Genomic DNA, 26,196 nt, shown 5'->3' with positions numbered 1-26,196 from the left:
CCTTCCGGAGCCTTTTTTACATCAGAACACTTTCTTATACGGCCGAACTGTTACTTTCGCATACACACCCGCTGCAACATAAGGGTCTGCGTCAGCCCAGGCCTGCGCCGTTTCAAGAGACTCAAACTCCGCAATAACCGTGGAGCCAGAAAAACCGGCAGCGCCCGGGTCATTGCTGTCGACTGCTGGCATTGGGCCCGCGGTCAGCAAACGGCCTTCATCCTGCAGCAGCTGCAAACGAGCCAGATGGGCAGGGCGAACAGAGAGGCGTTTTTCGAGGGAATCAGCGACATCTTCAGAGTAAATCACGTAAAGCACGGTGAAGCTCCTTAACCGTTAAAAGTGTCAGTTACGTTATGTGAAAGGGCAATTGACTGCAATGTAAAGATAAAAACAATGTTAATACCCTGATCTGGATGCCCCTTTTTTGACCACCTTGCCGCTTAAATTGCGCCAGAACAAAGTGTCTTATTGAATATGATTGCTATTTGCATTTAAAATCAGGGTTCGATTTTTTAATGTTGATGATTATGACTTCGATGACCCTTGATTTACCTCGCCGCTTTCCCTGGCCGACGCTGCTGTCCGTCGTGATTCACGGTGCCGTCGTGGCGGGTTTGCTCTACACCTCGGTTCATCAGGTTATTGAAATGCCCGCACCCGCGCAGCCGATTTCGGTGACCATGGTATCGCCAGCGGATCTCGAACCGCCGCAGGTTGCGCCACCACCGCCACAGCCGGTTGCTGAGCCGGAACCGGAACCGGAGCCAGTTCCGGAGCCACCGAAGGAGGCACCGGTGGTGATCCACAAACCTGAGCCGAAGCCGAAACCCAAGCCGAAGCCAAAGCCGGTGAAAAAGGTCGAGGAGCGTCCGAAACGTGAAGAACGCCCTGTTGAACCGCGCACGACCCAGCCGGTGGAGAATGCAGCGCCTTCGCGTCCGGTTATGAATAACAACGCGCCGGCAGCTAAACCGACGGTTGCCGCACCGGCGGGCCCGCGCGCGCTGAGCCGTAACCAGCCGCAGTATCCTGCTCGTGCACAGGCCTTGCGCATTGAAGGCCGCGTGCGGGTGAAATTTGACGTCACTGCGGATGGCCGCGTAGATAACGTAGAGATACTGTCTGCACAACCTTCGAACATGTTTGAGCGTGAAGTCAAATCCGCAATGCGCAGATGGCGCTACGAAGCCGGTAAACCGGGTAGCGGGCTAATCGTGAACATTGTTTTCCGCCTGAATGGCGGGGCGCAGATGGAATAACAAAAAGCCTCCGGATGGAGGCTTTTTTTTTGCCCGTATTCAGGCTGGCGGAAGCTGACGAGGTTTACCCTCGCTATCTACCGCAACATAGATAAACAGCGCTTCTGTCGCTTTATAGCGCTGTCCAATGGGTTCAGAAGAGACTTTCTTCACCCAGACTTCAATGTTGATAGAGATGGAGGTATTGCCGCGCTTTACGCAGCGGGCGTAACAGCAGACCACATCTCCTACCGCAACCGGGCGCAGGAAGGTCATCCCATCCACCCGCACGGTCACCACGCGTCCGTGGGCAATCTCTTTCGCCAGAATTGCGCCGCCCATATCCATTTGCGACATCAGCCAGCCGCCAAAAATATCGCCATTGGCATTGGTGTCAGCGGGCATTGCCAGTGTGCGTAAAACCAGTTCGCCCTGAGGGGCGTTATTTGTTGTCATTGTTTTAACTCGTAACGGAAGACTTCAGGCGGGATGCTACTATGATTTCACAGCGGAGAGAATAGACCAGAACGTCTGTCGAACACGTTCTGGTCAGTCAACAATCAGTGCTTGTCGTCCTGCGGCATGTGGCGGTAGATATAAACGCCGCTTAACAGAGTGAAAATCAGCGTCAGGGCCGTCAGGCCGAAGACCTTAAAGTTGACCCAGATATTCTGCGGCAGCCAGAAGGCGATATAGATATTGGCGAGACCGCAAAGAATAAAGAACACCGCCCACGCGATATTCAGGCGCGACCAGACTTCCTGAGGCAACGTCAGCTCTTTACCGAGCATGCGCTGAATCAGCGGTTTTTTCATCACCCACTGGCTGATGAGCAGCGCCCCCGCAAACAGCGCGTAGATCACCGTCACTTTCCACTTAATAAATTCATCATTGTGGAAGAACAGGGTGAGACCGCCGAATACGGCCACCAGCACGAACGTCACCAGCGCCATTTTCTCAACTTTACGGTAACGCACCCAGCTGTAGATCAGCACAACCGCTGTCGCAATAATCAGCGCGGTGGTGGCAGCGTAAATGTCATACAGTTTGTAAAACGCGAAAAAGACCACCAGCGGTAAAAAATCAAGAAACTGCTTCATTCTGTGATTCCATCTTCTGTGTTGAGCCGGGCCCGGTCATGCACCCGGCATCAGGGTTACTGACGAATTAACATATACAGGCGGAACAGATAGACAAGCAGTACCGCAGAAATCAGGTTGCTCAGCGTATTCGCTACCACCGCGCCAACATTAGGCGTTAAGACTGCAAAATTGGGTGCAAACAGGAGCAGGAGCGTTTTAGCCAGCAGCCAGCCGATCACGGCAGGAGCCACCAGACGCATGTTCGTCCATGCCAGCCTGATGCTGCTGCGCATCGCGGTAAAAATGCCCATTTTATCCTGCACGACCATCACGGGGGCAAACGCGAGCACAATAGCCAGTAACACACCCGGCACTACGACCAGCATAATCCCCATCTGCACCAGCATGGTGGTTAAAAAGATCAGGATAAACAGCTTAGGTAAGACCGGCGCGCTGGCGCCAATTGCCCGTAAAGCGCTGACCCGATGACCCGCCGACACCAGCTGAATCATCAGCAGAACGCCACCCGCCAGAATTGCATTACCAATGAGCCCGGAGAAAGTGGATGCGGCAGAAGCCCGCAGCAGAATCTGTTGCTGTTCCGGCGTCATATTTTGTACCAGTTCAAACAGCCCCACGCTTCCTGCCAGATGGTCGCCCTGGCTCAGGCTGGCAATCTGTTCTTCACTCGGTGAGAACGCATGACCCAGCACCACAGTAATAAAGGCGCAAAGCAACGCGATCAGTAAAAAGGTAATGAACTGATTGCGGAAAAAGTTTCCCGTGTCACGGTAGACAGACTTCGCCGTGATAGACATGCACTCTCCTTGAGTATTGCAGGTGTTAATTAGCCGGCAATTGTACACCGGATGCACCTGCTGTGGCAGCATCAAGGCTTGTATGGAAAAGCATATCTTTGTAAAGCGGCGGTAATCCAAAGCGTGCCCGGGCACGATTACAGGCTTCATTGACCTGCCCATCTTCGCCGGACATGGCAAATTCCCTGCACGGGCTGGGACGATCCTCATAGATGGAACACCGGGTAGAGATGCCGGGCTCACCCTGCAACGCCGCGCAACGGCTCTGCTTTTGGTTGGTACCGCGCATGCATCGCAGAAAAGGGGTGACAGGCTCAGTGAGATGAACCGGAACGGTACCGCCGCCATCGCTGGCTTCGGCCCAGTAGAAAGAGACTCGAAAATACGCACAACAGGCTCCGCACGTCATGCACGGGTTAACTTCACTCATGGCACACCTGCAAAAAGAAGAACGCATCAAATCAACTTGTAAGAGCGATAAATTATCCAGCCGCCAGAGGAAGAGCAAGAGGGGATAATGAGAAAATTTTGTAACGGTGAGATGCCAAAAATTGACATGGAAACAACTTATTGCTTTTCGATTCGCCACAAAAAATTAACCCAGATCAATGAATGTTAACTTACTGGTTTTAATGTGATCTGTAGCAGATCACTTATTACTCATTTGTGAGTATATTCTCACCCGCGATTAAAACCACAACGATGGAGCGGATATGAAAAAATTAGCGGTGGCAGCCCTTGTATTAAGCAGTCTCTCTGGCGGCGCGTACGCGCATGAAGCAGGCGAATTCTTTATTCGTGCCGGTTCGGCAACGGTTCGTCCAACGGAAGGTTCTGATAACGTGCTGGGAATGGGCGGTTTTAACGTCAGCAATAACACCCAGTTAGGCTTAACGTTCACCTGGATGGCGACGGATAACATTGGCGTTGAGCTTCTGGCCGCAACGCCGTTCCGTCATCGCGTTGGCCTCGGGGCCACCGGTGATATCGCCACGGTTCACCATTTACCGCCAACGCTGATGGCGCAATGGTACTTTGGCGATGCCAACAGCAAGGTGCGTCCGTATATTGGTGCGGGTGTGAACTACACCACCTTCTTTGATGAGAAATTTAACGATACCGGTAAAGAGGCCGGCCTTTCCGATCTCAGCCTGAAAGACTCGTGGGGTATGGCGGGGCAGGTTGGTCTGGATTATCTGATTAACCGTGACTGGCTGATCAACGCCTCAGTCTGGTATATGGACATTGACACGGACGTACGCTTCAAAGCGGGCGGTGAGCAGCAAAGTATCAATACTCGCCTGGATCCGTGGGTGTTCATGTTCTCTGCGGGGTATCGTTTTTAATTCCTGTCGTTCAGTGCGCCCCCAGGGGGGCGCATATCGTAGACTACTTCTGAATCAAATAGCGAATGGTTGGCCCGTCCTGCTGGATATCCAGCACCGTGTAGCCATGGTTTTTCGCGTCCAGCGGAATGTTGTTGATGGATTGCGGACAATCGCTCACCACCTCCAGAATTTCACCTTTTTTGAGCTGAGGTAGCGCCTCAAGCGTGGCGACAGCCGGGTACGGACAGGGTTCACCGACCATATCCAGACGATAATCGGGGACGATCTCTTTCATGCAGCGTTCTCCTGCGTTTCAGTTTTGACGGCGGCACGGCGGAAGAAGCGTTTCTCCTGTGCGACAACCAGTAAAAAAGCGACCAGCAGCAGGGCATAAGTCACCATGAGTCCACCGAGTGGGCCAAAGGTGTTCAGCAGATTGACCTTGTCCCAGTTCGTGGCGAGCACCGGGGAGACGTCATCCCAGAAGTAGGCCAGGAGGGTAGAACCTATTACGTTCCCAAGCCCAACCCACCAGTAATGCACTTGGCCTTCGACGGCGCGGTACATCCAGCCGGTTTCACAGCCGCCCGCCAGTACGATACCGAAGCCAAACAGCAGACCGCCAATCACCGCGTTCGGGCCAGCCCACATGATCTTCGGTTCAACGCCGAGCTGAACATAGCTGAAGATGCCGATAGCGCTCACCGCCATACCGGCAATAATCGCCTTCGCCATCATCGTCCGCCCGGTGATCCACATATCGCGAAACGCGGAGGTGAAGCAGATCTGCGCGCGTTCAATCAGCAAACCAAAACCAACGCCGAAAAGCATCGCCAGGCCGAGTTTTGGCTGATTCAGCGCCGTGCAAATGGCCCATGCGACCATAGCCAGAAAGACCAGCACACCGAGGCGAAAGCGGCGACGCGCCTGATCGGGCTTTTGGGTTAACGGAGACGCGGCACTGACTTTTGTCATTTGCACCGGAATGCGGAACAGCGGCAGCAGGGTGAATTTTGCCCCGAAGTAAGAGCCAATCGCGGTGGCGACAGCAAAGAACCAGGCGTGAAGAGAGAACTGAGGAATACCCGTAAAGAAAGCGGCCAGGTTGCAGCCCATCGCCAGCCGGGCGCCAAACCCGGCAATGATACCGCCGACGACCGCCTGCATGATGCGAATACGGCTTTTGGGCATACGCAACTTAACGTTGTTTGCCCACAATGCTGCTGCGAAACAGCCGCCGAACATGCCGATGATCATCATCCCGTCAATGCGGGTCAGCGGGGTTCCGTCCAGGTGAATGAGTTTAAAGTAGCCCCATTCCTCGGCATGTACGCCTGCGAGCTGCAGCAGTTGCCCACCCCAGCGGGTGAACTCGCCGGTCACGGCCCAGAAGGTGCCGGTAATACCGAAATAATAAGTAGAAAGAATGCCTGCCGCGATGACGGCCGGAACAGGTGACCAGAACTTAACCAGGTAAGTCTGTTTGAAGGTATGCCATGACATGAAAAACCTCTGAACTCAGAAGGATTAGTGCTAAAAAGAGTCCAGATCATACGCTTACGCGAAAGTTTGAAAAGCCATTCACACCGAAAATATCGACGGGATCAATTTTGCCATAACCCTTTGTTGTTCGAAGGGAAGGAGGGGGAACCGTCTGGCCAGGATGCCAGACGGTGGAGCCGTTATGCTTTACGCGTTGCCGCTTTCATCTCGGTCACGAATGTCTTCAGCTCGCTCAGCATCTGCTCGGGCTTGTCCACATTCTTTTCGATGATCTTCACAATCGCGGAGCCGGAGATGGCACCGGCCGCCTTCGCATCAATTGCCGCAGCGACCTGATCCGGGGATGAAATCCCGAACCCCTGCAGCGGAGGTGCGGCATGGTATTCAGCCAGTTTTTCCACCAGGTGATGCAGCGGCAGCGCGGCTTTATTCTCGGCGCCGGTCACGCCTGCGCGGGAGAGCAGATAAGTATACCCGCGTCCGTAAGAGGCAATCTGGCGCAGCAGTTCGTCATCGGCGTTCGGCGGGCAGATGAAAATTGGCGCGACGTTGTGGCGCATTGCTGCCTGGCGGAACGGCGCAGACTCTTCCACTGGCACGTCGGCCACCAGCACCGAGTCGACACCGACTCGGGCGCATTCGGCATAAAATTCATCAATACCGCGGCTGAAAACCAGGTTCGCGTACATCAGCAGGCCGATCGGAATGGTCGGGTGCTTCTGGCGAATCGCCGCCAGCATTTCAAAACACTGGGTCGGCGTAACGCCTGCCGCAAACGCGCGCAGGGTCGCATTCTGAATGGTTGGGCCGTCTGCCAGCGGGTCAGAGAACGGAATACCCAACTCCAGCGCATCTGCACCGGCTTCAATCAGGGTGTCGATAATCTTCAGCGACTGTTCCGGGCCGGGGTCGCCCAGGGTGACGAAGGGAACGAACGCGCCTTCCTGGCGGGATTTCAGTTCAGCAAATACATTATCGTAGCGTTCCATCAGATTTCCCCTCGTGCTTTCAGAATGTCGTGAACGGTGAAGATATCTTTGTCACCGCGGCCGGAAAGGTTAACCACCAGCAGTTGCTCTTTTTCCGGGTTTTCTTTCATCATTTTCAGTGCGTGCGCCAGGGCGTGGGAAGACTCCAGCGCCGGGATGATCCCTTCGCTGCGACACAGCGTTTTAAAGGCTTCCAGCGCTTCGTCATCGGTAATGGAGACATAGTCTGCACGACCGGTGCTGTTCAGATACGCATGCTGTGGACCGACGGATGGGAAGTCGAGGCCGGCAGAGATAGAGTAAGACTCTTCAATCTGACCTTCGTCGGTCTGCATCATTGGGGATTTCATACCGAAGTAGATCCCCACGCGGCCATGCTTCAGCGGCGCGCCGTGCTCACCCGATTCAATGCCGTGACCGGCAGGCTCGACGCCAATCAGACCCACAGTGGCGTCCTCGATGAAGTCGGCAAACATGCCGATGGCGTTAGATCCGCCGCCAACGCAGGCGATGACCGCATCCGGCAGACGTCCTTCTTTTTCAAGGATCTGCGCTTTGGTTTCTTCGCCGATCATGCGCTGGAATTCGCGCACGATGGTCGGGAATGGGTGCGGACCCGCTGCGGTGCCGAGCATATAGTGCGCGGTATCATAGCTGCCGGACCAGTCGCGCAGCGCTTCGTTACAGGCATCTTTCAGCGTGGCGGAACCGCTGTGTACCGGGATCACTTCAGCACCCATCAGGCGCATACGGAACACGTTCGGTGACTGACGCTCAACGTCTTTCGCACCCATGTAGATGCGGCACTTCAGGCCGAGCAGGGCGCTGGCGAGCGCAGAAGCCACACCGTGCTGACCTGCGCCGGTTTCGGCGATGATCTCAGTTTTACCCATGCGTTTTGCGAGCAGCGCCTGGCCCAGCACCTGGTTAGTTTTATGCGCGCCGCCGTGCAGCAGGTCTTCACGCTTCAGATACAGCGTGGTTTTTGTGCCTTCGGTCAGGTTGCGGCATTTGGTCAGCGCCGTTGGACGGCCCGCGTAATTTTTCAGCAGGTCGGTAAATTCCGCCTGAAATGCCGGATCTTTCTGCGCGCTCACGAACGCTTCTTCCAGCTGGCGCAGCGCGGGCATCAGGATTTGCGGGACGTACATCCCGCCGAATTCACCAAAATACGGGTTAAGTAATGTCGTCATCTTCTCTTCCTTAATATGCACGCAGAGTTTTAAACACCGAGGCCAGTTTGCTGGCATCTTTAATACCCGGCTCTGACTCTACGCCTGAATTGAAATCGAGGCCTGCGCAGCCGGTTTTAGCGGCTTCTACACAGTTATCCGGGCTTAATCCACCCGCCAGCAGGACGTTGTCCAGCTTTTCGCCGTTCAGCAGTGACCAGTCAAAGCGCTGACCGGTGCCGCCCTGGCCGTTGTCGAGCACGTATTTATCAACATGATTCAGGTTACGCGCGGGCAGGGTGTCACCAACGCTCTGCGCTTTCCAGATCTGAATCTGAGGCGCGAGAACGGTACGAAGGGTATCGATATAAGCCTGATCTTCACTACCGTGGAGCTGTACCGCGCTCAGGGATAGCGCGTCGGCTTTTGCCGCAACGTCTGCAATATCCGCATTGCGGAATACACCGACATAGCTGAGCGGGGCCGCCGCTATGACCTTATGCGCCTGCTCTTCGCTGACCGCGCGAGGGGATGAATCCACGAAAATCAGCCCGCCGTAAATGGCCCCGGCCTCATAAGCGGCCTGGGCATCCTGTTCGCGGGTTAAGCCGCAGACTTTGTTTTCACCCAACAACACGCGACGCACCGCCGCATTGAGGTCGTCATGTTCCATCATGGCGGAGCCAATCAAAAAACCGTTGGCAAAGTGGCTCAGCTCGCGCACCTGGGCGTAGCTGTTAATGCCAGATTCGCTGATAACGGTGACGCCAGAGCCCAGACGTGGAGCCAGCTGGCGCGTGCGGTTCAGGTCGATCGACAGGTCACGCAAATCGCGGTTGTTAATGCCGACCACTTTGGCTTCCAGCGCAATCGCGCGCTCAAGCTCTTCTTCATTGCTTACTTCGGTCAGCACGCCCATATTCAGGCTGTGCGCCACGGCAGCAAGCTGGCGATACTGTTCGTCGTCCAGTACCGAGAGCATCAGCAGGCAGGCATCGGCCTGGTAAAAGCGCGCCAGCCAGATCTGATATGGGTCGATAATAAAGTCTTTGCACAGGATCGGCTGCGGCGCGATGCCGCTGACGATCGGCAGAAAATCGAAGCTGCCCTGGAAATATTTCTCATCCGTCAGCACGGAAATGGCCGACGCATGATGCTTATAAATACCGGCAATTCGCGCCGGGTCGAAATCGTCACGAATAACGCCTTTAGACGGAGAGGCCTTCTTGCACTCCAGAATAAACGCGGTGCGCGCACCCTGCAGGGCGTCGTAGAAACGACGGCTGCTTGGGACAACCTTGTTCTGGAAACTGGCAAGCGGCTGCTCTGCTTTGCGTGCTTCCACCCAGATGGCCTTATCGGCAACGATTTTCGCTAAAACGGTCTGCATTCTTTACCCTCTTGCCGCAAGTGCGGTAACGCGATCGTAAGCTGCACCGGAGCGCAGTACATCCAGAACTTTTTGAGCATTGGCTTTCAGGTCTTCCTCACCGTGCAAACGCATCAGCATGGCGACGTTGGCGGCCACGGCGGCTTCATGAGCTGCCTCACCTTTACCTTGTAGTAAGCGCGTCAGAATGTCACGGTTTTCTTCCGGCGTACCGCCTGCCAGCGCGTCCTGATGATATGGCGTTAAGCCGAAATCAGACGCTTCAAGCTGATAGCTGAGTACTTCACCATTGTTCAGTTCGGCCACCAGCGTCGGCGCATGCAGCGAAACTTCATCCATACCACCGCTGTGAACCACGGCGGCACGCTTGTAACCCAGCACGCGCAGCGTCTCGGCAATCGGCAGCACCAGCTCAGGGCTGTAAACGCCAATCAGCGCCAGCGGCGGATGGGCCGGGTTGATCAGCGGGCCGAGCACGTTAAACAGCGTGCGGGTTTTCAGCTGCTGGCGAACCGGCATCGCGTGGCGGAAACCGGTGTGATACTTGGGCGCAAACAGGAAGCAGACGCCCAGGTCATCCAGCGCTTCACGCGAACGTTCCGCATTCATCTCCAGATTGATACCAAACGCGGCCAGCAGATCGGACGATCCGGAACGGCTGGAGACGCTGCGGTTACCGTGTTTTGCCACTTTCAGGCCACACGCTGCGGCCACAAAGGCGCTGGCGGTCGAAATATTGATACTGTTGCTGCCGTCACCGCCGGTCCCCACAATATCGGCAAACTGATAGTCCGGGCGCGGGAACGGGGCGGCATTTTCCAGCAGGGCCGTGGCCGCACCGGCGATCTCCTGCGGGCTTTCGCCGCGAACCTTCATGCTGACCAGCGCAGCGGCCAGTTGCTCAGGCTTCAGCTCGCCGCGAACCACGGCGGAGAAAAGCTGGTGGCTCTCCTGCTGGCTCAGGGTCTGCGCCTGATACAATTTTTCCAGAATCGGCTGCAGGGTGTTGGTCTGCTCCAGTTTCTGCAACGCCCAGTCGAGCGTTTGCTCCAGAAGACGCGCGCCGTGCGAGGTGAGAATCGATTCCGGGTGGAACTGCATTCCGCAGACGCGATCCGCATCATGACGTACCGCCATTACCATCCCTTCAAACGAGGCGTTGATGGTCAGCCCGGCCGGAATATTGCTCCCGACCAGCGAATGGTAGCGCGCGACCGGAAGCGGGTTTGGCAGCCCGGCAAACATCGCCTGACCGTCATGTTCAATGCTGGAGGCTTTACCGTGGAGAATTTCACCCGCCTGGCCGACGTAACCGCCGTAGGCTTCCACGATCGCCTGGTGACCGAGGCAGATACCAATAATCGGCAGTTTGCCGCGCATGCGGGTCAGCAGCTCCGGCATACAGCCTGCTTCGCTCGGCGCGCCTGGCCCAGGGGAGAGCATCAGCACAGGGTTTTGCATGGTTGCCAGACGGTCAATCAGGGTCTGCGCCGGAACGTGGTTGCGGTAGATAACGACGTTATGACCATTCGCACGCAGCTGATCTGCCAGGTTATAGGTAAAAGAGTCGATATTATCGAGCAGCAGAATATCAGCCATCAGAAAATCTCCTGTGCGTGGTGTGCGGTAGCGATGGCGCGCAATACCGCGCGTGCTTTACTGCGGGTTTCGTCAGCTTCAGACTGCGGAACAGAATCAAGAACAATCCCGGCACCCGCCTGAACGGTGGCGATACCGTCTTCGACATAGGCAGAGCGGATGACGATGCAGGTATCGAGATCGCCGTGCGCGGTGAAGTAACCCACCGCGCCGCCGTAGCTGCCGCGACGACGTCCTTCGGCGGTGGCAATCAGCTGCATGGCGCGCACTTTTGGCGCACCGCTCAGGGTGCCCATGTTCATGCAGGCGCGATAGGCGTGCAGCACGTCGAGATCGTTGCGCAGTTCACCGACCACGCGGGAGACCAGGTGCATCACGAAGGAATAGCGGTCGACTTTGGTCAGATCCGCCACGTAGCGGCTGCCCGGGGTGCAAATGCGCGCCAGATCGTTACGCGCCAGGTCAACCAGCATCAGGTGCTCGGAGAGTTCTTTGTGGTCGGTACGCATTTCCAGTTCGATGCGGCTGTCCAGATCGCGATCCAGCGAGCCATCGGCGCGACGGCCGCGCGGACGGGTCCCCGCAATCGGGTAGATCTCAATCTGGCGGCTGGTGGCGTCATACTTCAGCGAGCTTTCCGGCGAGGCGCCGAACAGCGTGAAATCATTGTCCTGCATGAAGAACATATACGGGCTTGGGTTACTTTTCTTCAGCACGTCGTAGGCCGCAAGCGGTGACGGGCAGGGCAGCGAGAAGCGACGGGACGGCACGACCTGGAAAATTTCCCCGGCGCGAATCGCTTTTTGCATCTGGCGAACCACGGCACCGTACTGATCGTCGGACTGATTAACGTCGCATGTCATTTTTTCCACGTGCTGCACCGGCAGCGCAGACGGCGCTTCAGTCATCTGCTGCTGGAGCTGAGCGATGCGATGCTCAAGGCGGTTTTTCTCAGGCGCAGATGGTGTGAACAGGCTGGCCTGAATGCGGGTGTATTGCTTCTGGTGGTCGATCACCAGCAGGGTTTCGGCCAGATAGAAGCAATAGTCCGGGCAGCGGTTGCCCTGCTCGGTGTCCGGCAAATCTTCAAAACCGGCAACCAGATCGTAGGCAAACAATCCGCCGAAGAACATGGCTTCACGCTCATCTTCCGGCACGGTCACCAGATTTTGCAGCAGACGGAAGGCATCGAACACCGATAGCGAGCAGAGGCGCGCGTCTTCGTCCAGCAGCTGGCTCACCGGCGGGAAATGCAGAATACGTATGTCAGGGTGACGCTCGTTTTCAATGCCTGACGGCAGGGCGGTATCCAGCAGCGGCAGCAGCGATGCGCCATTCTCTGATAATGCCTTGATAGTGACGGTGTCACCTAAAGCGGTAATGCGCAGCGCGCTGTCGACCAGCAGCAGGCTTTTGAGATCGTCCTTGCTGTCGATATCGGCAGATTCCAGCAGCAGCGTTGCCGGGCGAGCCCCGCATACCTGATGAAACAGCGCGGTCGGGTTGTGACGATAGGCCGCCTCGCAGGTCAGCAGTTCGAGATGAGGTTTGGCTGTTTGCATGTTGTTGTTCTCATATTTTGTTCAAAAAAAAGCCCGCTGGGTAGCGGGCGGGTATCTGTTTGCATTTCGCAGACGCGTGACACTGCCCGAAGATCAGGAAGTGCGCCACCAACCGTGCAGAGTGAAATGTGCTGTCATTTTCAGATACCTTTCTCGTGTGAACTTGCGTACTAGTTAACTAGTTCGATGGCGAGTTGTCAACCCTTGATTTCAGAATTTCACGTTAAGTCGGTATCATAGGGGTTTCGGATGTCTCCAACCTGTATGGGAAGTGCTTTGAGCGATACCACCTACGCGATTATTTATGATTTACACAGCCATACTCAGGCTTCTGATGGCCTGCTGACACCCGAAGCCCTGGTTCATCGCGCCGTTGAAATGCGAGTCGGCACGCTGGCGATAACCGATCACGATACCACCAATGCCATTCCGGCAGCGCGCGCCGAGATTGCCCGCAGCGGGCTGGCGTTGAATCTGGTGTCCGGCGTCGAGATTTCGACCGTCTGGGAAAACCATGAGATTCATATCGTTGGCCTTAACATTGATATAGAACATCCGGCACTTCTTGCCTTTTTGCAAGAACAAAAAACGCGCCGCAACCAGCGCGCGGAGATGATCGGCGAACGCCTGGAGAAGGCGCATATTCCGGGCGCGCTGGAAGGGGCGCAAAAGCTGGCGAACGGCGGGGCGGTAACGCGCGGTCATTTCGCCCGTTTTCTGGTTGAAGCAGGCAAAGCGACGACCATGGCGGATGTGTTTAAAAAGTATCTGGCGCGCGGGAAAACCGGATACGTTCCGCCACAGTGGTGTACAATAAAACAAGCTATTGATGTGATTCATCATTCTGGCGGTAAGGCCGTGCTGGCCCATCCGGGGCGGTATAATCTTTCTGCTAAATGGCTGAAAAGGCTGCTGGCGCACTTTGCCGAATGCGGAGGCGAGGCGATGGAAGTCGCCCAGTGTCAGCAGGCGCCCAACGAGCGTGCGCAGCTCGCGACGTATGCCCGCCAGTTCGGCCTGCTTGGATCGCAGGGCTCTGATTTCCATCAGCCCTGCGCGTGGATCGAACTGGGGCGCAAGCTCTGGCTACCCGCTGGCGTTGAGCCGGTCTGGCAGCTCTGGGAACAGCCGCAGCAAATTGAAGAGAGGGAAGTATGAGTCAGTTTTTCTATATCCATCCGGATAACCCGCAGCCACGTCTGATTAACCAGGCCGTGGAGATCGTCCGCAAAGGCGGCGTGATTGTCTACCCGACCGATTCTGGCTACGCGCTGGGCTGTAAAATCGAAGATAAAGGCGCGATGGAGCGCATCTGTCGCATCCGTCAGCTGCCGGACGGCCATAACTTTACCCTGATGTGCCGCGATCTCTCTGAGCTGTCGACCTATGCGTATGTGGATAACGTGGCGTTTCGCCTGATTAAGAACAACACGCCCGGCAACTACACCTTCATCCTGAAAGGGACGAAAGAGGTGCCGCGCCGCCTGTTGCAGGAAAAGCGTAAAACCATCGGCATGCGCGTACCGTCGAACCCGATTGCCCAGGCGCTGCTGGAAACCCTCGGCGAACCGATGCTCTCTACCTCACTGATGCTGCCGGGAAGCGAGTTTACCGAGTCCGATCCTGAAGAGATTAAGGATCGTCTGGAGAAGGTGGTGGAGCTCATTATTCACGGCGGTTATCTCGGCCAGCAGCCGACTACCGTGGTGGATCTGACCGAAGACGCGCCTGAAGTGATTCGTGAAGGCGTGGGTGATGTTAAGCCTTTCTTGTAAAGGTGTAAGCAGATATACTACGCGGCCATCAAAGCAGGGCCCGGCTCTGCTTTTGACCTGATTCGACGCCTGTGAAGGTGCTTAATCTCCATGTTAAATCAAAGCGTTGACATTAACCTTATGATATGTAAAACAAAAGGGTCAACGCAATGAGGAACAGAGTTTACAACAGACCTCCTCGATTCACGACGAAGCGCGGTAACGTCTACTACATCAACTTTCGACTTCCCGACGGAACATTTTTCCGTCGTAGCCTCGGCACAGATTCATTACAAGCTGTCGAAGTTACAATGTCACGTCTTAGTGCATACATCCCCCTTGTTCAAAATGGTTCGCTGTCCGTCGAAGACTTCAAAATGCACATTGACGGTTTCAGGGAGGCCACTCAGCGCGATTTCGATACTTATCTGTTGGATTGGTTGCGTATGGGCGTTGATGAAGCTAAACGAATGCCTGAACTTGGACGGCTCCAGCGCCAGATTGATTCTGATGCTGCGATCTCTCCGATTGCCAGTGTGACTGAGGCGAAAGGCCGCGCGGATGTTCATCTGAACAGGGTGTACAGCGGCGATGATTCAACAGCACGAATGCTACTCGCTACTTTGTTTAAGAAGAAGGTTTCCTTTGACCAAAGTGATGTAGAACAGGTTTACGAGGTGGCGGGGCAGATTGATTTACATCAGGCTATGCTCCAGCAAGCCTACGATGCTTTCTATTCTGGTGATCTTGTTCGATATCGCACTTTGGTCGATGAGATGCAATCCAGGTTAACAGAAGCCGAGCGGCTGAAGAAGCCAGCAGCTAAACAGGTTTTAGTGCCTACGGTTGAGTCTCAAAGCCATGATACGCCTCTGCTCTCTGTTGCATGGAAAATGTTTACCAGTGAGAAAGGAAAGGGCTGGGCGGCGGCTGTAGCCAACGAAAACCAGCGTTTCTATGATGTGCTGATGCATGTTATCGGTGATCTTCCTGTCGGAGCGATCACGAAGCAGAACATACGGCAAACTATTACCGTTATTGAAAATCTTCCTCGTCGAAATAGAAAGCCTTACTGCGAAATGACGCTTATAGAGTGCATTGATTTTGATGTGCCGGAAGAGGATTTGATGAGCAGCGCCAACGTTAAAAAGCATCTCAAGATTTACTCCTCATTCTTCAAAGACTTCCTGAAAGATGAAAAGGACATTTTAGAGAAAGCCCCGACAGAAGGTATCAAATACGAGGTAACGGAAAACAAGGGCGGCTCTTACTCTAAACCTGAGATGCAGCGCCTTGTGGAGCATCTGAACACTTGCGCTGATTGGCGGCGTGATTATTTCTTGACTCTGATTTATACCGGAGCACGCCGGGGCGAAATCGCTTCTATCCGCAAAGAACACCTTCGGAAAGATGAGGAAACAGGACGCTGGTATATATTCATTGATGGCGGGAAGACGGATCAGGCTGTAAGGCAGATACCACTAAACGCAGTCTTAGAAAAGTTACTTTTAGCGCGTATTAAATCGCTCAAATCTTCCGATCCTGTGTTCGGTGATTTGCCGACGTATGAACAGATCGGGCTTGAGTGGAACAGCATTATGGCTGATTGCAACATACAAAAGTTTAATGAGTTTGGACAGAAGAGAGTGATCCATGCCCTTCGCCACACTTTCATTTCAGAGGCAATGACAAAAGTATTGCCCGTAATGGTGCAGTTCTGCGTCGGGCACTCCCGGACTCAATCGTTAGGTATCACAGCAAGGTACACACATAGGCCGCCGTTGAGAGACTTACTTCCGGTGGTTGATTGCATAAGTTGGTAAAACTACCTCACCAACGGGAAATAAGGCTGGTGGAGTCCAGCCTTTGGCGGTCATCTCACCTTCTTGAAGGTGAGTAGGATCAGAGGCACGCAGACAGCGAAACCAACAATAGAGGCCAACGCTGAATCAGAGTGATCTTGCGATAGTTCCTTAACAAACCAGGTGCATTGAGAAGGCGTAAGCTCCCCACCTTGGCTCATTGTCTCTGAAAAGTTAAGGGCGAAGACAAGATCGAAATACAGCACGATAACGTAATAAGCTATGCAGATCAGCGCGATACTCACCCACCTGAGCCAGAACTTTTTATTCATCATCGTATGTACTTCCCAATGAGCCGCCTACTGTACCGCCTGAGTATGGAGATGTTGAGCCAGCAACGGCAGCAGAATCAGCCGCTACTTGTTGGATTTTTGCATTTCCTCCCATCGGTTGAGGGCTTTTGTTCTCAATGTTTGGATACTGCTGCTTGAACGTGCTTGTCATCTCGACAACGAGCATTGAGGAATAATCTGCACTCTTTGATTCAAGGTAACTTTGCAGTGATACCGGGATAGTGAAATCTTCTTCTATGTTGATTGGTAGCTGTGTAGTCGTAGAGGTGTAACCATGTTCAAATAATTTTGAACCAGCAAACTTAATTCCTTCAACAGAATGAGTGGTACAGTTATTGCCTGTTACGTCATACTTATCAATCGTGCGGCCTCTTCGTATTGTACCATCCTGCATCTTTGGTGTTTGAATCGGTGATACACCGTTATTCCATAATTTTTCGAAGTACTTACGGATTAATTCAGGAGCGGCATCATCAATCCGAAATGCACGCGCACCCATTTCATAAAGTTCGTAACGGTAATACTTCCGTGCATCTTCATCTTGGAAGAAATCTAAAATCCCATCTCCGGTTAGCGTGCTTCTATCTGTGCGTCCATAGCGTCCATAGGTGTACAGATAGATGTTGTTATTCTCATGCACCGAAACGAAAGCATGGCCTGCACTTGTTGTTTCAGTCCAGATGTAAACGCCGTTCAATAGCTGGTTATCTTCTGGCTTGCAGGTGTCAGCAAAGCTGTTTTGCTTCTTCGCTACTTGGGCGTGTTGTTCTGGTTCCTGCTGGGCTTGTTGCACCAAAGGTACAGCAGCGACTGCTGATTTAGCGCTCATGATTCCCGGATGACGTTCCCCAGTGAAGCCGGACATGGCGATCACAAAGTTATCTTTGCAGTGACATAAAACCAGATCTCCATCACCCGCGATGAAAACCGCTTCGAGGAGTCCTGTATAGGTTGCATTGATTTCAAAAGCACCTTTGCAAACATCACACCATGCTTTATCACCAGCCCTCACCAATGGATTGTGGTCTTCATCAAAAATAGTTGATGAGGCAGAAACGATGTGCCCGTACCTCGTTTTATTACCCAGCTTTGCAAGTGTTCTTTGCGTTACCATCAATGATCCCTCAGTGAGCAGTTTCTGCTGCCAACGTTTTGTCTACTTCAAAGTTATCAACAAGAAATCCCTTTGCTGCTGGAATGTCACGACGTAGAACCAGTATTCCTGTTCCCTGAGGGGTACTTGTTATTTCATCTCCATTGCTGAGACGACTGCCGACAAGAGCAACGCTACGGCCTGCGTTATTATGTGCAGCCTCTCCTGCACCACTGATTATTGTCGCCTCAGTACCATCGGGATAAACGACTGTATCCCGAGTTTGAGCGACCCGGAGTTTTTGACCTGTGCTGATCTCTACTTCCGAAGTGGATGTTGCGGTTTTGAGTGTGCCACCGTCACGAGTCAGACTTCCTTCAACCGCGATGCGGTAGATGTCGATCACTGGATGCTGTTTGAGTTCGGTTTGCTGTTTAGTAATGAGTTCCTGCCATTCTTGGCTCATTCCAGCAACTTGGTCATCACTGAACGTTGGTTTGTCAAAAGATGCCAGAATTTCAGGGGTAAGATCGTTATTGTACTGTTTCATAAGTCCCTCTACTTGTTATGGAAATAATCACTGCGGTCATTTTACAAACAATAACTACATGCGCAACAAGTATTAGATCTAAGTCAAACTTCGTTTCGAAACAGAAGGTTATCCGGTAAAGTTGTGGGGGATGTTATGGCAGGCATTTTGGCAGGTACGGCGGCAGCGGTTGGAATCCTTGATAAAGCGGTGAGCATCACCCAGAAACCCGATCAATCGGTTTATCACCAATAACGCCATTGTTGACCTTTTTCTTCAACATACTGCGTCCATGCTTCGGAAAGTTTGATTACCTGGCTTGCGGTTTCTTTAACTTCCGTTGAAAAAGCCTGGTTTGTTTCAACACTACTTTGCGGTGAAGATTTCAGTTTCTGCTCTTCTAACTGATTTTGCAGTGTTGCAATAAGTGGGCGATATCGCAGCAAATCTTTCGAATAGAATGCTTCATAGGCTTGCGCGACGGTCGCGCGGCTCATATCAAGTGCAGCACCTACTTGATTCGCAAGGGGTAAGTCATCCTTTGAAAGTTCAAGTTTCTGCATGTAGAGGCTGGCAAGCACTTCGTTCGCCGTTTGTTCGCTGCCGTCCACCATCCGCTTAAAATGTGCATCTGCATAGCCTTGAGCAGCTTCTACCATATCGGATGGTGAAAGAGGTGAATCAGGATTGATGTTTTTATGCCATTGTCCTAACTCTGGGAGCCGCTCCACTTCGGCAACATCTCTTTCGAGAGCGCGTAACAGATAGCTGTCAAAGTCCTGTTTAGTGGCGGTGCGGTAGCCTTGAATCTTCCTTTTAAACTCCTCGATACCCATTGTTCCATTCTGAACGAGCGGGATGTATGGACGGATCTGATTCATGATCACTTCGGCTTGCTTTTGGCTGTCAGTACCGAGAGTCAGACGCACAAAACTTGTTGAATCATTTAATCTAAAATTCGTGTAGTATGTGCGCCCACGAATCATTGTGTGTAACAGCCTGTGTGATATATTGTTTGCCATGCTGTGTACCATGAAAGAGTTACTGATCAGCGAGTTAAGTTGTTGATGCTAACTCGTTGTTTTAGAAAGTACACCAGACGCCTGTGAAGGCGACACCTGAGGAAGCTCAATGAGCGAGAAGTTACAGAAAGTGCTGGCGCGTGCCGGCCACGGTTCACGCCGTGAAATCGAAGCCATTATTGAAGCGGGTCGCGTGAGTGTGGACGGTAAAATCGCCACGCTGGGTGACCGCGTAGAAATCGTACCGGGGCTCAAGATCCGCATCGACGGTCATCTTATCTCCGTGAAAGAGTCCGCTGAACAGATCTGCCGCGTGCTGGCTTACTATAAGCCGGAAGGTGAGCTGTGTACCCGCAACGACCCGGAAGGTCGTCCGACGGTGTTTGACCGTCTGCCTAAACTGCGTGGCGCTCGCTGGATTGCGGTCGGTCGTCTGGACGTGAACACCTGCGGCCTGCTGTTGTTTACCACCGATGGTGAGCTGGCAAACCGCCTGATGCACCCAAGCCGTGAAGTTGAGCGTGAATACGCCGTTCGCGTCTTCGGCCAGGTTGATGAAAATAAACTGCGCGACCTGTCGCGTGGCGTTCAACTGGAAGACGGTCCTGCGGCGTTCAAAACCATCAAATTTACCGGTGGTGAAGGGATTAACCAGTGGTACAACGTGACCCTGACCGAAGGTCGTAACCGCGAGGTGCGTCGTCTGTGGGAAGCGGTTGGTGTGCAGGTTAGCCGCCTGATCCGCGTTCGCTACGGCGACATTCTGCTGCCAAAAGGTCTGCCACGCGGTGGTTATACCGAACTGGATCTTACCCAGACCAACTACCTGCGCGAGCTGGTTGGCCTGACGCCGGAAACCACCTCTAAAGTGGCGGTGGAAAAAGATCGTCGTCGCATGAAGGCGAACCAGATTCGCCGTGCGGTGAAGCGTCACAGCCAGGTCAGCAGCAATCGCCGCTCTGGCAGCCGGAATAACAACGGTTAATTTTAAAAAAGCCCGGTGAATATACCGGGCTTTTTTCTTTAGTAATCAATACCAATTTGCGCTTTGATACCTGCATCAAACGCATGTTTCACCGGACGCAGCTCGCTGACGGTATCTGCCAGCTCCAGAATATCCCGATGACACCCGCGCCCCGTGATAATTACCGTCTGATGCGCAGGGCGGTTCTTCAGAGCGTCCAGCACGGTGTCAAGCGGCAGATAGTCGTAGGCGATCATGTAAGTAATCTCATCCAGCAGAACCATATTCAGCGAAGGATCGGCCAGCATTCGCTTAGCATGCTCCCAGACGGCCAGGCAGGCTGCGGTATCGGTTTCACGGTTCTGGGTATCCCACGTAAACCCGGTTGCCATCACCTGAAACTCAACGCCGTGAGGCTCAAGTAAGTTTCGCTCGCCGTTGGGCCACTCGCCTTTAATAAACTGGATAACGCCGACTTTTTGCCCGTGGCCGACCGCGCGGGTGGCGGTACCAAATGCGGCAGTGGTTTTCCCTTTACCGTTTCCGGTAAACACGATGACGATCCCTCGCTCGTCCTGAGCTGCTGCGACGCGCGCATCGACCTGTTCTTTCAGACGCTGCTGGCGTTGCTGATGGCGTTCTTCACTCATTGCGAAATTCCCGGTTTACGGCCCGGCTGGGCATCAAAGGTCATCCCGGTCTTGCGACGGCTGTCGTCGCCCATCAGCCAGAGGTAGAGTGGCATGATATCTGCCGGGGTTTTCAGCTTCTGCGGATCTTCCGTCGGGAACGCACTGGCGCGCATTTTGGTGCGTGTGCCGCCCGGGTTAATGCAGTTTACGCGAAGATGACGGCTCTGATACTCCTCTGCCAGCACCTGCATCATGCCTTCTGTTGCAAATTTTGAGACGGCATAAGCCCCCCAGTTTGCGCGTCCCTCACGACCCACGCTGGAAGAGGTGAAGACCAGAGAACCTGATTCGGATTTGAGTAATAAAGGAAGCAATGCCTGTGTGAGGAAAAATGTGCCGTTGACGTTGACCTGCATCACCTGCTGCCAGATATCAGGATCCTGTTCATCCATCGGGCGTACTTCACCAAGCAAACCGGCGTTGTGCAGCACGCCGTCCAGACGCGGGTAGTGAGTATTGATGCGTTGGGCAAGCGCCTGGCACTCCGCTGGCGTACAGGTCAGCAAATCGAGCGTGTACCAGCGGACCGGCGCACCGCCTGCGGCTTCGATCTCCTGAGCAACACTTTTTAGCTTTTCTTCGTTGCGCCCAATCAGAATAACGCTCGCGCCATATTCAGCATACGTCAGGGCCGCTTCGCGACCAATGCCATCGCTGGCACCGGTGACAAGAATGTTCCGGTTCTGCAGCAGGTTTTTTTGCGGTTGATAATGCACGGTGACTCCTCAGGCGCACGCTGTCTCAATGACGCCTTCATAATGACTTTTCGGCTTTATGCCCGAATTAGCATGAGAATTCAATCAGTCTACAGGACGCATTGCTGTAAAATTAACAATTTGCAAATATTTAAACCGCAGCGTGGGGATTCCTGAAGGCGGCTCGCAGAGGTAATGTCACGAGCGAGACGCAAAGGCAGGGGCTGTTGTACACTGCCGTGAAAGATTCGTGGTTAAATCAAGGTGGAACGCGTGGAATTACTTTCTCAATATGGGTTGTTTTTGGCCAAAATCGCGACGGTGGTGATTGCCATTGCCGTGGTTGCCGTTCTGATTGTCAACCTGACGCAGCGCAAGCGTCAGCGTGGGGAGTTACGCATTACCCGCCTGAGCGAGCAGTATAAAGAGATGCAGGAAGAGATGTCCCTCTCGCTGCTCGATAGCCATCAGCAGAAGCTGTGGCTGAAAGCCCAGAAGAAAAAACACAAGCAGGAAGCCAAAGCCGCGAAGGCGAAGGCAAAGCTCGCGACGCCGCAGGGGGAGGCAAAACCCCGCGTCTATGTGCTCGATTTTAAAGGCAGCATGGATGCACATGAAGTCGCCTCGCTGCGCGAAGAGGTGACCGCCGTTCTGGCCGTGGCAACACCGCAGGATCAGGTGGTGGTGCGTCTTGAAAGCCCGGGCGGGGTGGTGCATGGTTACGGGCTGGCGGCCTCACAGCTGCAGCGTCTGCGCGAGAAGCAGATCCCACTTACCGTGGCGGTAGACAAAGTCGCAGCGAGCGGCGGCTATATGATGGCCTGCGTAGCGGACAAAATCGTTGCGGCGCCGTTCTCCATCATTGGTTCAATTGGCGTGGTTGCACAGATCCCCAACTTTAACCGCTTCCTGAAAAATAAAGAGATTGATATCGAACTTCACACGGCGGGTCAGTACAAACGCACGCTGACGCTGCTGGGGGAAAACACGGAAGAAGGGCGCCAAAAATTCCGTGAAGATCTGAATGAAACTCATCATCTGTTTAAAGACTTCGTACATCGCATGCGCCCAACGCTGGATATTGAGCAGGTGGCAACGGGTGAGCACTGGTACGGCATCCAGGCGCAGGAAAAAGGGCTGGTGGATGAAGTCGGTACCAGCGACGATCTGCTGCTCAACCTGATGGAAGGCCGGGAGCTGGTAGGCGTACGCTTTACTCAGCGTAAGCGACTGATGGACCGCTTTACCAACAGTGCGGCAGAAAGCGCGGACCGCCTGCTGCTTCGCTGGCTACAGCGTGGACAAAAACCGTTGCTGTAAACAAAAACGCGAGGCGCAAGCCTCGCGTTTTGCATTAATCGACCAGGTGATATTTCTCTGAAAGCGCATGCGCCAGGTATTTAAACATGTTAAACACGGCGGTGCTTTTCGGGGTAGGTAACCCCTGCTCGTCAAGGAAGTATTCGCCGCTGAACACCAGCACGCCATTACGCTGTTCAACGCCGGTGGCTTCAATGCCCGCCAGCGTATCTTCATGGTCACGAATGAGCTTGTTCGCTTCGATAAGCAGAGAGGCTCGGTCAATGGGTTGGGTCGTATTCTGCATAATCCACTCCTTAAACAGTGACAATAGTCTACGCCGCAGGCGCTTTGGGGGCAAATTTTCCCTGTAATGTGAGGGGATAAGGTACAGGGGGCAGGTTGGCGTGATTTGCTTTTGCATGCTAATAAAGTTGCGTAACGAATTTTATCAGGTACAGTGTGCGCTTTCGTCATTCTGGCAACAGAATTGCTTGACATTCGACTGGGAATTCGTCACGAATGAACTGTGATATGAGAAAAATGCCCGATAACTCAATGACCTGGATGTCGCCATTCTGACGTTCGGTAAGACATAGGGGTTGATATCCCCTGACGCAGTCGCAATATCAGTGACACGTCGTCAGCGGAAGGGAAATCAACGTGCGGCGAATTCCTGGAAGAATTAAATTAGGTAAAGGTGAATATGGGTAAAGCTCTCGTCATCGTTGAGTCCCCGGCAAAAGCCAAAACGATCAATAAGTATCTGGGTAATGACTACGTGGTTAAGTCCAGCGTGGGTCACATCCGCGATTTGCCGACCAGTGGCTCAGCCAGCAAAAAGAGCGCAGACTCTACCTCCACCAAAGGGGCTAAAAAGCCTAAAAAGGATGAACGTAGCGCGCTTGTCAACCGCATGGGTGTGAACCCATGGCACAACTGGGATGCACAATATGAAGTGCTGCCCGGGAAAGAAAAAGTCGTTAACGAGCTCAAGCAGCTTGCTGAAAAAGCAGACCACATCTATCTCGCAACCGACCTTGACCGCGAAGGGGAAGCCATTGCCTGGCACCTGCGGGAAGTGATCGGGGGTGATGACAAACGCTACAGTCGCGTAGTGTTTAACGAAATTACGAAGAATGCGATTCGTCAGGCATTTGAAAAGCCGGGCGAACTGAATATCGACCGTGTCAACGCCCAGCAGGCGCGTCGCTTTATGGACCGCGTTGTGGGCTACATGGTTTCTCCACTGCTGTGGAAAAAGGTTGCACGTGGACTGTCTGCAGGACGCGTGCAGTCTGTAGCCGTGCGTCTTGTCGTTGAGCGTGAGCGCGAAATTAAAGCCTTCGTGCCGGAAGAGTTCTGGGAAGTCGACGCCAATGTCACCACGCCTGGTGGCGATGCGCTGCCGCTACAGGTAAGTCACCACAACGACAAGCCTTTCCGCCCTGAAAACCGCGACCAGACCATGGCCGCCGTGGCGCTGCTGGAAAAAGCGCGCTATCAGGTGCTGGATCGTGAAGATAAACCGACCAGCAGCAAGCCTGGCGCGCCGTTCATCACCTCCACTCTGCAACAGGCGGCGAGCACCCGTCTGGGGTATGGCGTGAAGAAAACCATGATGATGGCGCAGCGCTTGTATGAAGCGGGTTACATCACCTATATGCGTACTGACTCCACCAACCTGAGCCAGGACGCTGTGAATATGGTGCGCGGATACATCAGCGACAATTTCGGTAAAAAGTATCTGCCGGAAACAGCGAACCAGTTCGCCAGCAAAGAGAATTCTCAGGAAGCGCACGAAGCGATTCGTCCTTCTGATGTCTCTGTATTGGCCGAGTCGCTGAAGGATATGGAAGCCGACGCCCAGAAGCTGTATCAGCTCATCTGGCGTCAGTTCGTTGCTTGTCAGATGACGCCAGCGAAATATGATTCCACAACGCTGACCGTCGGCGCGGGTGATTTCCGCCTGAAGGCGCGCGGTCGTATTCTGCGCTTCGACGGCTGGACGAAAGTGATGCCTGCGCTGCGTAAAGGCGATGAAGACAGAACGCTGCCGGCGGTGAACAAAGGTGACGAGTTGTCGCTTGTCGATCTGGTTCCGGCACAGCACTTCACCAAGCCGCCTGCGCGCTTCAGTGAAGCGTCCCTGGTGAAAGAGCTGGAAAAACGCGGTATTGGCCGTCCGTCGACCTACGCGTCCATCATCTCGACGATTCAGGACCGCGGCTACGTGCGTGTTGAGAACCGTCGTTTCTATGCGGAAAAAATGGGTGAAATCGTCACCGACCGTCTGGAAGCCAACTTCCGCGAGTTGATGAACTACGACTTCACCGCGCAGATGGAAGACAGCCTCGACGAGGTTGCCAGCCACAAAGCAGAGTGGAAGAAGGTTCTCGACAGCTTCTTCAGCGACTTTACCGACCAGCTTGAGAAAGCCGAGAAAGATCCTGAAGAGGGAGGCATGCTGCCTAACCAGATGGTTCTGACCAGCATCGACTGCCCGACCTGTGGCCGTAAGATGGGTATTCGTACCGCAACCACGGGCGTGTTCCTTGGCTGTTCAGGCTACGCGCTGCCACCAAAAGAGCGCTGCAAAACAACCATCAACCTGGTGCCGGAGAACGAAGTTCTTAACGTGCTGGAAGGTGATGATGCGGAAACTAACGCCCTGCGCGCGAAACGCCGCTGCAAAAAATGCGGCACGGCGATGGACAGCTATCTGATCGATCCTAAACGTAAGCTGCACGTCTGTGGTAACAACCCAACGTGTGACGGGTATGAGATCGAAGAGGGTGAGTTCCGCATTAAAGGCTATGACGGCCCGATTGTGGAGTGCGAGAAGTGTGGCTCTGAAATGCACCTGAAAATGGGGCGTTTCGGTAAGTACATGGCCTGCACCAACGACGAGTGCAAAAACACGCGCAAAATTCTGCGTAACGGTGAAGTAGCTCCGCCGAAGGAAGATCCGGTTCCGTTGCCAGAATTGCCGTGTGAAAAATCCGACGCGTACTTCGTGCTGCGTGATGGCGCAGCAGGTGTCTTCCTGGCCGCCAACACCTTCCCGAAATCGCGTGAAACGCGCGCTCCGCTGGTGGAAGAACTGCATCGCTTCCGCGATCGTCTGCCTGAAAAACTGCGTTATCTGGCCGATGCGCCACAGCAGGATCCAGAAGGTAATAAGACGGTAGTGCGTTTTAGCCGTAAAACGAAGCAGCAATACGTTGCGGCAGAGAAAGAGGGCAAAGCGACCGGATGGTCAGCCTTCTTTATTGACGGTAAATGGGTTGAAGGCAAGAAATAATCTTC

The 26,196-nt window shown here is 53.8% G+C and carries 28 protein-coding genes and 1 other annotated feature; of the genes, 8 read left to right on the top strand and 20 right to left on the bottom strand.

Features of this window, described 5'->3' with window-relative positions; genetic code table 11:
* Window positions 1-21 precede the first annotated feature (21 nt).
* The gene (locus tag ACWKXT_RS05310) at window positions 22-318 is read right to left on the bottom strand and encodes a YciI family protein (protein ID WP_454526565.1); all 297 of its coding nucleotides are present in this window, start codon (window positions 316-318) and stop codon (window positions 22-24) included.
* Between the two features lie 221 nt (window positions 319-539).
* On the opposite strand from ACWKXT_RS05310, the gene tonB reads away from it, so the two are divergent.
* The gene (tonB, locus tag ACWKXT_RS05305; RefSeq protein ID WP_454531911.1) at window positions 540-1,262 is read left to right on the top strand and encodes a TonB system transport protein TonB; all 723 of its coding nucleotides are present in this window, start codon (window positions 540-542) and stop codon (window positions 1,260-1,262) included.
* Between the two features lie 39 nt (window positions 1,263-1,301).
* Here tonB and yciA read toward each other — a convergent pair whose 3' ends face one another.
* The 4 genes from yciA to ACWKXT_RS05285 all read right to left on the bottom strand — a co-directional run bounded on the left by yciA (window position 1,302) and on the right by ACWKXT_RS05285 (window position 3,571).
* Window positions 1,302-1,697: an acyl-CoA thioester hydrolase YciA gene (yciA, locus tag ACWKXT_RS05300; RefSeq protein WP_028013420.1), complete on the bottom strand. Its 396-nt coding sequence runs from the start codon at window positions 1,695-1,697 to the stop codon at window positions 1,302-1,304.
* A gap of 104 nt (window positions 1,698-1,801) precedes the next feature.
* Window positions 1,802-2,341, bottom strand: coding sequence for a septation protein A (locus tag ACWKXT_RS05295; protein WP_061097985.1), 540 nt, complete (start codon window positions 2,339-2,341; stop codon window positions 1,802-1,804).
* A gap of 56 nt (window positions 2,342-2,397) precedes the next feature.
* A complete protein-coding gene (locus ACWKXT_RS05290) occupies window positions 2,398-3,141 on the bottom strand; it encodes a YciC family protein (protein WP_454526621.1) in 744 nt (247 codons plus the stop codon).
* A 25-nt stretch (window positions 3,142-3,166) separates the two neighbouring features.
* A complete protein-coding gene (locus tag ACWKXT_RS05285) occupies window positions 3,167-3,571 on the bottom strand; it encodes a YkgJ family cysteine cluster protein (protein ID WP_080329326.1) in 405 nt (134 codons plus the stop codon).
* Between the two features lie 283 nt (window positions 3,572-3,854).
* On the opposite strand from ACWKXT_RS05285, the gene ompW reads away from it, so the two are divergent.
* A complete protein-coding gene (ompW, locus tag ACWKXT_RS05280) occupies window positions 3,855-4,487 on the top strand; it encodes an outer membrane protein OmpW (protein ID WP_454526622.1) in 633 nt (210 codons plus the stop codon).
* 43 nt (window positions 4,488-4,530) lie between these two features.
* Here ompW and yedF read toward each other — a convergent pair whose 3' ends face one another.
* The 8 genes from yedF to trpL form a co-directional block, all read right to left on the bottom strand.
* Complete coding sequence (gene yedF / locus ACWKXT_RS05275) at window positions 4,531-4,764, bottom strand: sulfurtransferase-like selenium metabolism protein YedF (RefSeq protein WP_003856774.1); 234 nt, start codon at window positions 4,762-4,764, stop codon at window positions 4,531-4,533.
* Window positions 4,761-5,972 carry a selenium metabolism membrane protein YedE/FdhT gene (gene yedE, locus ACWKXT_RS05270; RefSeq protein WP_454531868.1) on the bottom strand — a complete coding sequence of 404 codons (1,212 nt, stop codon included), beginning with the start codon at window positions 5,970-5,972 and terminating at the stop codon, window positions 4,761-4,763. The genes yedF and yedE overlap by 4 nt, the downstream gene beginning before the upstream one ends.
* A gap of 179 nt (window positions 5,973-6,151) precedes the next feature.
* Window positions 6,152-6,961, bottom strand: coding sequence for a tryptophan synthase subunit alpha (gene trpA, locus ACWKXT_RS05265; RefSeq protein ID WP_454531867.1), 810 nt, complete (start codon window positions 6,959-6,961; stop codon window positions 6,152-6,154).
* Window positions 6,961-8,154, bottom strand: coding sequence for a tryptophan synthase subunit beta (gene trpB / locus ACWKXT_RS05260; protein ID WP_454526625.1), 1,194 nt, complete (start codon window positions 8,152-8,154; stop codon window positions 6,961-6,963). Before trpB ends, trpA begins: the two co-directional genes overlap by 1 nt.
* A 10-nt stretch (window positions 8,155-8,164) precedes the next feature.
* Window positions 8,165-9,523 carry a bifunctional indole-3-glycerol-phosphate synthase TrpC/phosphoribosylanthranilate isomerase TrpF gene (gene trpCF, locus ACWKXT_RS05255; RefSeq protein WP_454531866.1) on the bottom strand — a complete coding sequence of 453 codons (1,359 nt, stop codon included), beginning with the start codon at window positions 9,521-9,523 and terminating at the stop codon, window positions 8,165-8,167.
* Between the two features lie 3 nt (window positions 9,524-9,526).
* Window positions 9,527-11,122 carry a bifunctional anthranilate synthase glutamate amidotransferase component TrpG/anthranilate phosphoribosyltransferase TrpD gene (gene trpD / locus ACWKXT_RS05250; RefSeq protein ID WP_454526627.1) on the bottom strand — a complete coding sequence of 532 codons (1,596 nt, stop codon included), beginning with the start codon at window positions 11,120-11,122 and terminating at the stop codon, window positions 9,527-9,529.
* The gene (locus tag ACWKXT_RS05245) at window positions 11,122-12,684 is read right to left on the bottom strand and encodes an anthranilate synthase component 1 (protein WP_454531865.1); all 1,563 of its coding nucleotides are present in this window, start codon (window positions 12,682-12,684) and stop codon (window positions 11,122-11,124) included. The genes trpD and ACWKXT_RS05245 overlap by 1 nt, the downstream gene beginning before the upstream one ends.
* Window positions 12,685-12,707: 23 nt before the next feature.
* Window positions 12,708-12,801, bottom strand: a sequence feature (Trp leader region).
* Entirely contained in the window at window positions 12,778-12,822 is a 45-nt protein-coding gene (trpL, locus tag ACWKXT_RS05240; protein WP_106993556.1) for a trp operon leader peptide, read from the bottom strand. It overlaps the preceding feature by 24 nt.
* A 138-nt stretch (window positions 12,823-12,960) precedes the next feature.
* On the opposite strand from trpL, the gene rnm reads away from it, so the two are divergent.
* From rnm to ACWKXT_RS05225, 3 genes are all read left to right on the top strand, one after another.
* Entirely contained in the window at window positions 12,961-13,842 is an 882-nt protein-coding gene (gene rnm / locus ACWKXT_RS05235; protein ID WP_454527346.1) for an RNase RNM, read from the top strand.
* Window positions 13,839-14,459, top strand: coding sequence for an L-threonylcarbamoyladenylate synthase (locus tag ACWKXT_RS05230; protein WP_003856793.1), 621 nt, complete (start codon window positions 13,839-13,841; stop codon window positions 14,457-14,459). The genes rnm and ACWKXT_RS05230 overlap by 4 nt, the downstream gene beginning before the upstream one ends.
* 290 nt (window positions 14,460-14,749) lie before the next feature.
* A complete protein-coding gene (locus tag ACWKXT_RS05225) occupies window positions 14,750-16,261 on the top strand; it encodes a tyrosine-type recombinase/integrase (protein ID WP_454531864.1) in 1,512 nt (503 codons plus the stop codon).
* Between the two features lie 50 nt (window positions 16,262-16,311).
* On the opposite strand, the gene ACWKXT_RS05220 is transcribed toward ACWKXT_RS05225, so the two are convergent.
* From ACWKXT_RS05220 to ACWKXT_RS05205, 4 genes are all read right to left on the bottom strand, one after another.
* Window positions 16,312-16,575: a hypothetical protein gene (locus tag ACWKXT_RS05220; RefSeq protein ID WP_454531863.1), complete on the bottom strand. Its 264-nt coding sequence runs from the start codon at window positions 16,573-16,575 to the stop codon at window positions 16,312-16,314.
* Entirely contained in the window at window positions 16,565-17,707 is a 1,143-nt protein-coding gene (locus ACWKXT_RS05215) for a PAAR domain-containing protein (RefSeq protein WP_454531862.1), read from the bottom strand. The genes ACWKXT_RS05220 and ACWKXT_RS05215 overlap by 11 nt, the downstream gene beginning before the upstream one ends.
* Before the next feature lie 10 nt (window positions 17,708-17,717).
* Window positions 17,718-18,236, bottom strand: a complete 519-nt coding sequence (locus tag ACWKXT_RS05210) for a hypothetical protein (protein WP_454531861.1) — start codon at window positions 18,234-18,236, stop codon at window positions 17,718-17,720.
* Between the two features lie 224 nt (window positions 18,237-18,460).
* Window positions 18,461-19,237 (bottom strand): hypothetical protein, encoded by a 777-nt coding sequence (locus ACWKXT_RS05205; RefSeq protein ID WP_454531860.1) that lies wholly within the window; start codon window positions 19,235-19,237, stop codon window positions 18,461-18,463.
* A 109-nt stretch (window positions 19,238-19,346) separates the two neighbouring features.
* Here ACWKXT_RS05205 and rluB point away from each other — a divergent pair, with 109 nt between their 5' ends.
* Window positions 19,347-20,222: a 23S rRNA pseudouridine(2605) synthase RluB gene (gene rluB / locus ACWKXT_RS05200; protein WP_008502809.1), complete on the top strand. Its 876-nt coding sequence runs from the start codon at window positions 19,347-19,349 to the stop codon at window positions 20,220-20,222.
* A gap of 38 nt (window positions 20,223-20,260) precedes the next feature.
* Here the strand turns inward: rluB and cobO are convergent, their stop codons facing one another.
* On the bottom strand, window positions 20,261-20,851 hold the full coding sequence (cobO, locus tag ACWKXT_RS05195) for a cob(I)yrinic acid a,c-diamide adenosyltransferase (RefSeq protein WP_454531859.1): 591 nt from the start codon (window positions 20,849-20,851) through the stop codon (window positions 20,261-20,263).
* A complete protein-coding gene (locus ACWKXT_RS05190) occupies window positions 20,848-21,609 on the bottom strand; it encodes a YciK family oxidoreductase (protein ID WP_454526632.1) in 762 nt (253 codons plus the stop codon). The genes cobO and ACWKXT_RS05190 overlap by 4 nt, the downstream gene beginning before the upstream one ends.
* A gap of 252 nt (window positions 21,610-21,861) precedes the next feature.
* Here ACWKXT_RS05190 and sohB point away from each other — a divergent pair, with 252 nt between their 5' ends.
* Entirely contained in the window at window positions 21,862-22,908 is a 1,047-nt protein-coding gene (gene sohB, locus ACWKXT_RS05185; protein WP_454526633.1) for a protease SohB, read from the top strand.
* 34 nt (window positions 22,909-22,942) lie between these two features.
* On the opposite strand, the gene ACWKXT_RS05180 is transcribed toward sohB, so the two are convergent.
* Window positions 22,943-23,194, bottom strand: coding sequence for a YciN family protein (locus ACWKXT_RS05180; RefSeq protein ID WP_080329314.1), 252 nt, complete (start codon window positions 23,192-23,194; stop codon window positions 22,943-22,945).
* Window positions 23,195-23,593: 399 nt separating this feature from the next.
* Between ACWKXT_RS05180 and topA the strand changes: the two genes are divergently transcribed.
* The gene (topA, locus tag ACWKXT_RS05175) at window positions 23,594-26,191 is read left to right on the top strand and encodes a type I DNA topoisomerase (protein WP_454531858.1); all 2,598 of its coding nucleotides are present in this window, start codon (window positions 23,594-23,596) and stop codon (window positions 26,189-26,191) included.
* The last annotated feature ends 5 nt before the right edge of the window (window positions 26,192-26,196 follow it).

The sequence above is a fragment of the Enterobacter sp. UPMP701 genome (assembly GCF_053709515.1).
The sequence above is the reverse complement of the archived record's forward strand: the minus strand, read 5'-3'. Positions and strand labels throughout refer to the sequence as shown.

Excerpts from the sequence above, each read along its gene's own strand:
- trpA (WP_454531867.1), bottom strand. The coding sequence starts at position 6,961 with ATGGAACGCTACGATAATGTATTTGCTGAACTGAAATCCCGCCAGGAA.
- trpB (WP_454526625.1), bottom strand. The coding sequence starts at position 8,154 with ATGACGACATTACTTAACCCGTATTTTGGTGAATTCGGCGGGATGTAC.
- ACWKXT_RS05245 (WP_454531865.1), bottom strand. The coding sequence starts at position 12,684 with ATGCAAACAGCCAAACCTCATCTCGAACTGCTGACCTGCGAGGCGGCC.
- ACWKXT_RS05210 (WP_454531861.1), bottom strand. The coding sequence starts at position 18,236 with ATGAAACAGTACAATAACGATCTTACCCCTGAAATTCTGGCATCTTTT.
- ACWKXT_RS05285 (WP_080329326.1), bottom strand. The coding sequence starts at position 3,571 with ATGAGTGAAGTTAACCCGTGCATGACGTGCGGAGCCTGTTGTGCGTAT.
- ACWKXT_RS05215 (WP_454531862.1), bottom strand. The coding sequence starts at position 17,707 with ATGGTAACGCAAAGAACACTTGCAAAGCTGGGTAATAAAACGAGGTAC.
- cobO (WP_454531859.1), bottom strand. The coding sequence starts at position 20,851 with ATGAGTGAAGAACGCCATCAGCAACGCCAGCAGCGTCTGAAAGAACAG.
- yciA (WP_028013420.1), bottom strand. The coding sequence starts at position 1,697 with ATGACAACAAATAACGCCCCTCAGGGCGAACTGGTTTTACGCACACTG.
- ACWKXT_RS05220 (WP_454531863.1), bottom strand. The coding sequence starts at position 16,575 with ATGATGAATAAAAAGTTCTGGCTCAGGTGGGTGAGTATCGCGCTGATC.
- topA (WP_454531858.1), top strand. The coding sequence starts at position 23,594 with ATGGGTAAAGCTCTCGTCATCGTTGAGTCCCCGGCAAAAGCCAAAACG.
- rluB (WP_008502809.1), top strand. The coding sequence starts at position 19,347 with ATGAGCGAGAAGTTACAGAAAGTGCTGGCGCGTGCCGGCCACGGTTCA.
- trpD (WP_454526627.1), bottom strand. The coding sequence starts at position 11,122 with ATGGCTGATATTCTGCTGCTCGATAATATCGACTCTTTTACCTATAAC.
- yedE (WP_454531868.1), bottom strand. The coding sequence starts at position 5,972 with ATGTCATGGCATACCTTCAAACAGACTTACCTGGTTAAGTTCTGGTCA.
- ACWKXT_RS05180 (WP_080329314.1), bottom strand. The coding sequence starts at position 23,194 with ATGCAGAATACGACCCAACCCATTGACCGAGCCTCTCTGCTTATCGAA.
- tonB (WP_454531911.1), top strand. The coding sequence starts at position 540 with ATGACCCTTGATTTACCTCGCCGCTTTCCCTGGCCGACGCTGCTGTCC.
- yedF (WP_003856774.1), bottom strand. The coding sequence starts at position 4,764 with ATGAAAGAGATCGTCCCCGATTATCGTCTGGATATGGTCGGTGAACCC.
- ACWKXT_RS05295 (WP_061097985.1), bottom strand. The coding sequence starts at position 2,341 with ATGAAGCAGTTTCTTGATTTTTTACCGCTGGTGGTCTTTTTCGCGTTT.
- ACWKXT_RS05290 (WP_454526621.1), bottom strand. The coding sequence starts at position 3,141 with ATGTCTATCACGGCGAAGTCTGTCTACCGTGACACGGGAAACTTTTTC.
- trpCF (WP_454531866.1), bottom strand. The coding sequence starts at position 9,523 with ATGCAGACCGTTTTAGCGAAAATCGTTGCCGATAAGGCCATCTGGGTG.
- ompW (WP_454526622.1), top strand. The coding sequence starts at position 3,855 with ATGAAAAAATTAGCGGTGGCAGCCCTTGTATTAAGCAGTCTCTCTGGC.
- ACWKXT_RS05230 (WP_003856793.1), top strand. The coding sequence starts at position 13,839 with ATGAGTCAGTTTTTCTATATCCATCCGGATAACCCGCAGCCACGTCTG.
- ACWKXT_RS05205 (WP_454531860.1), bottom strand. The coding sequence starts at position 19,237 with ATGGCAAACAATATATCACACAGGCTGTTACACACAATGATTCGTGGG.
- ACWKXT_RS05225 (WP_454531864.1), top strand. The coding sequence starts at position 14,750 with ATGTCACGTCTTAGTGCATACATCCCCCTTGTTCAAAATGGTTCGCTG.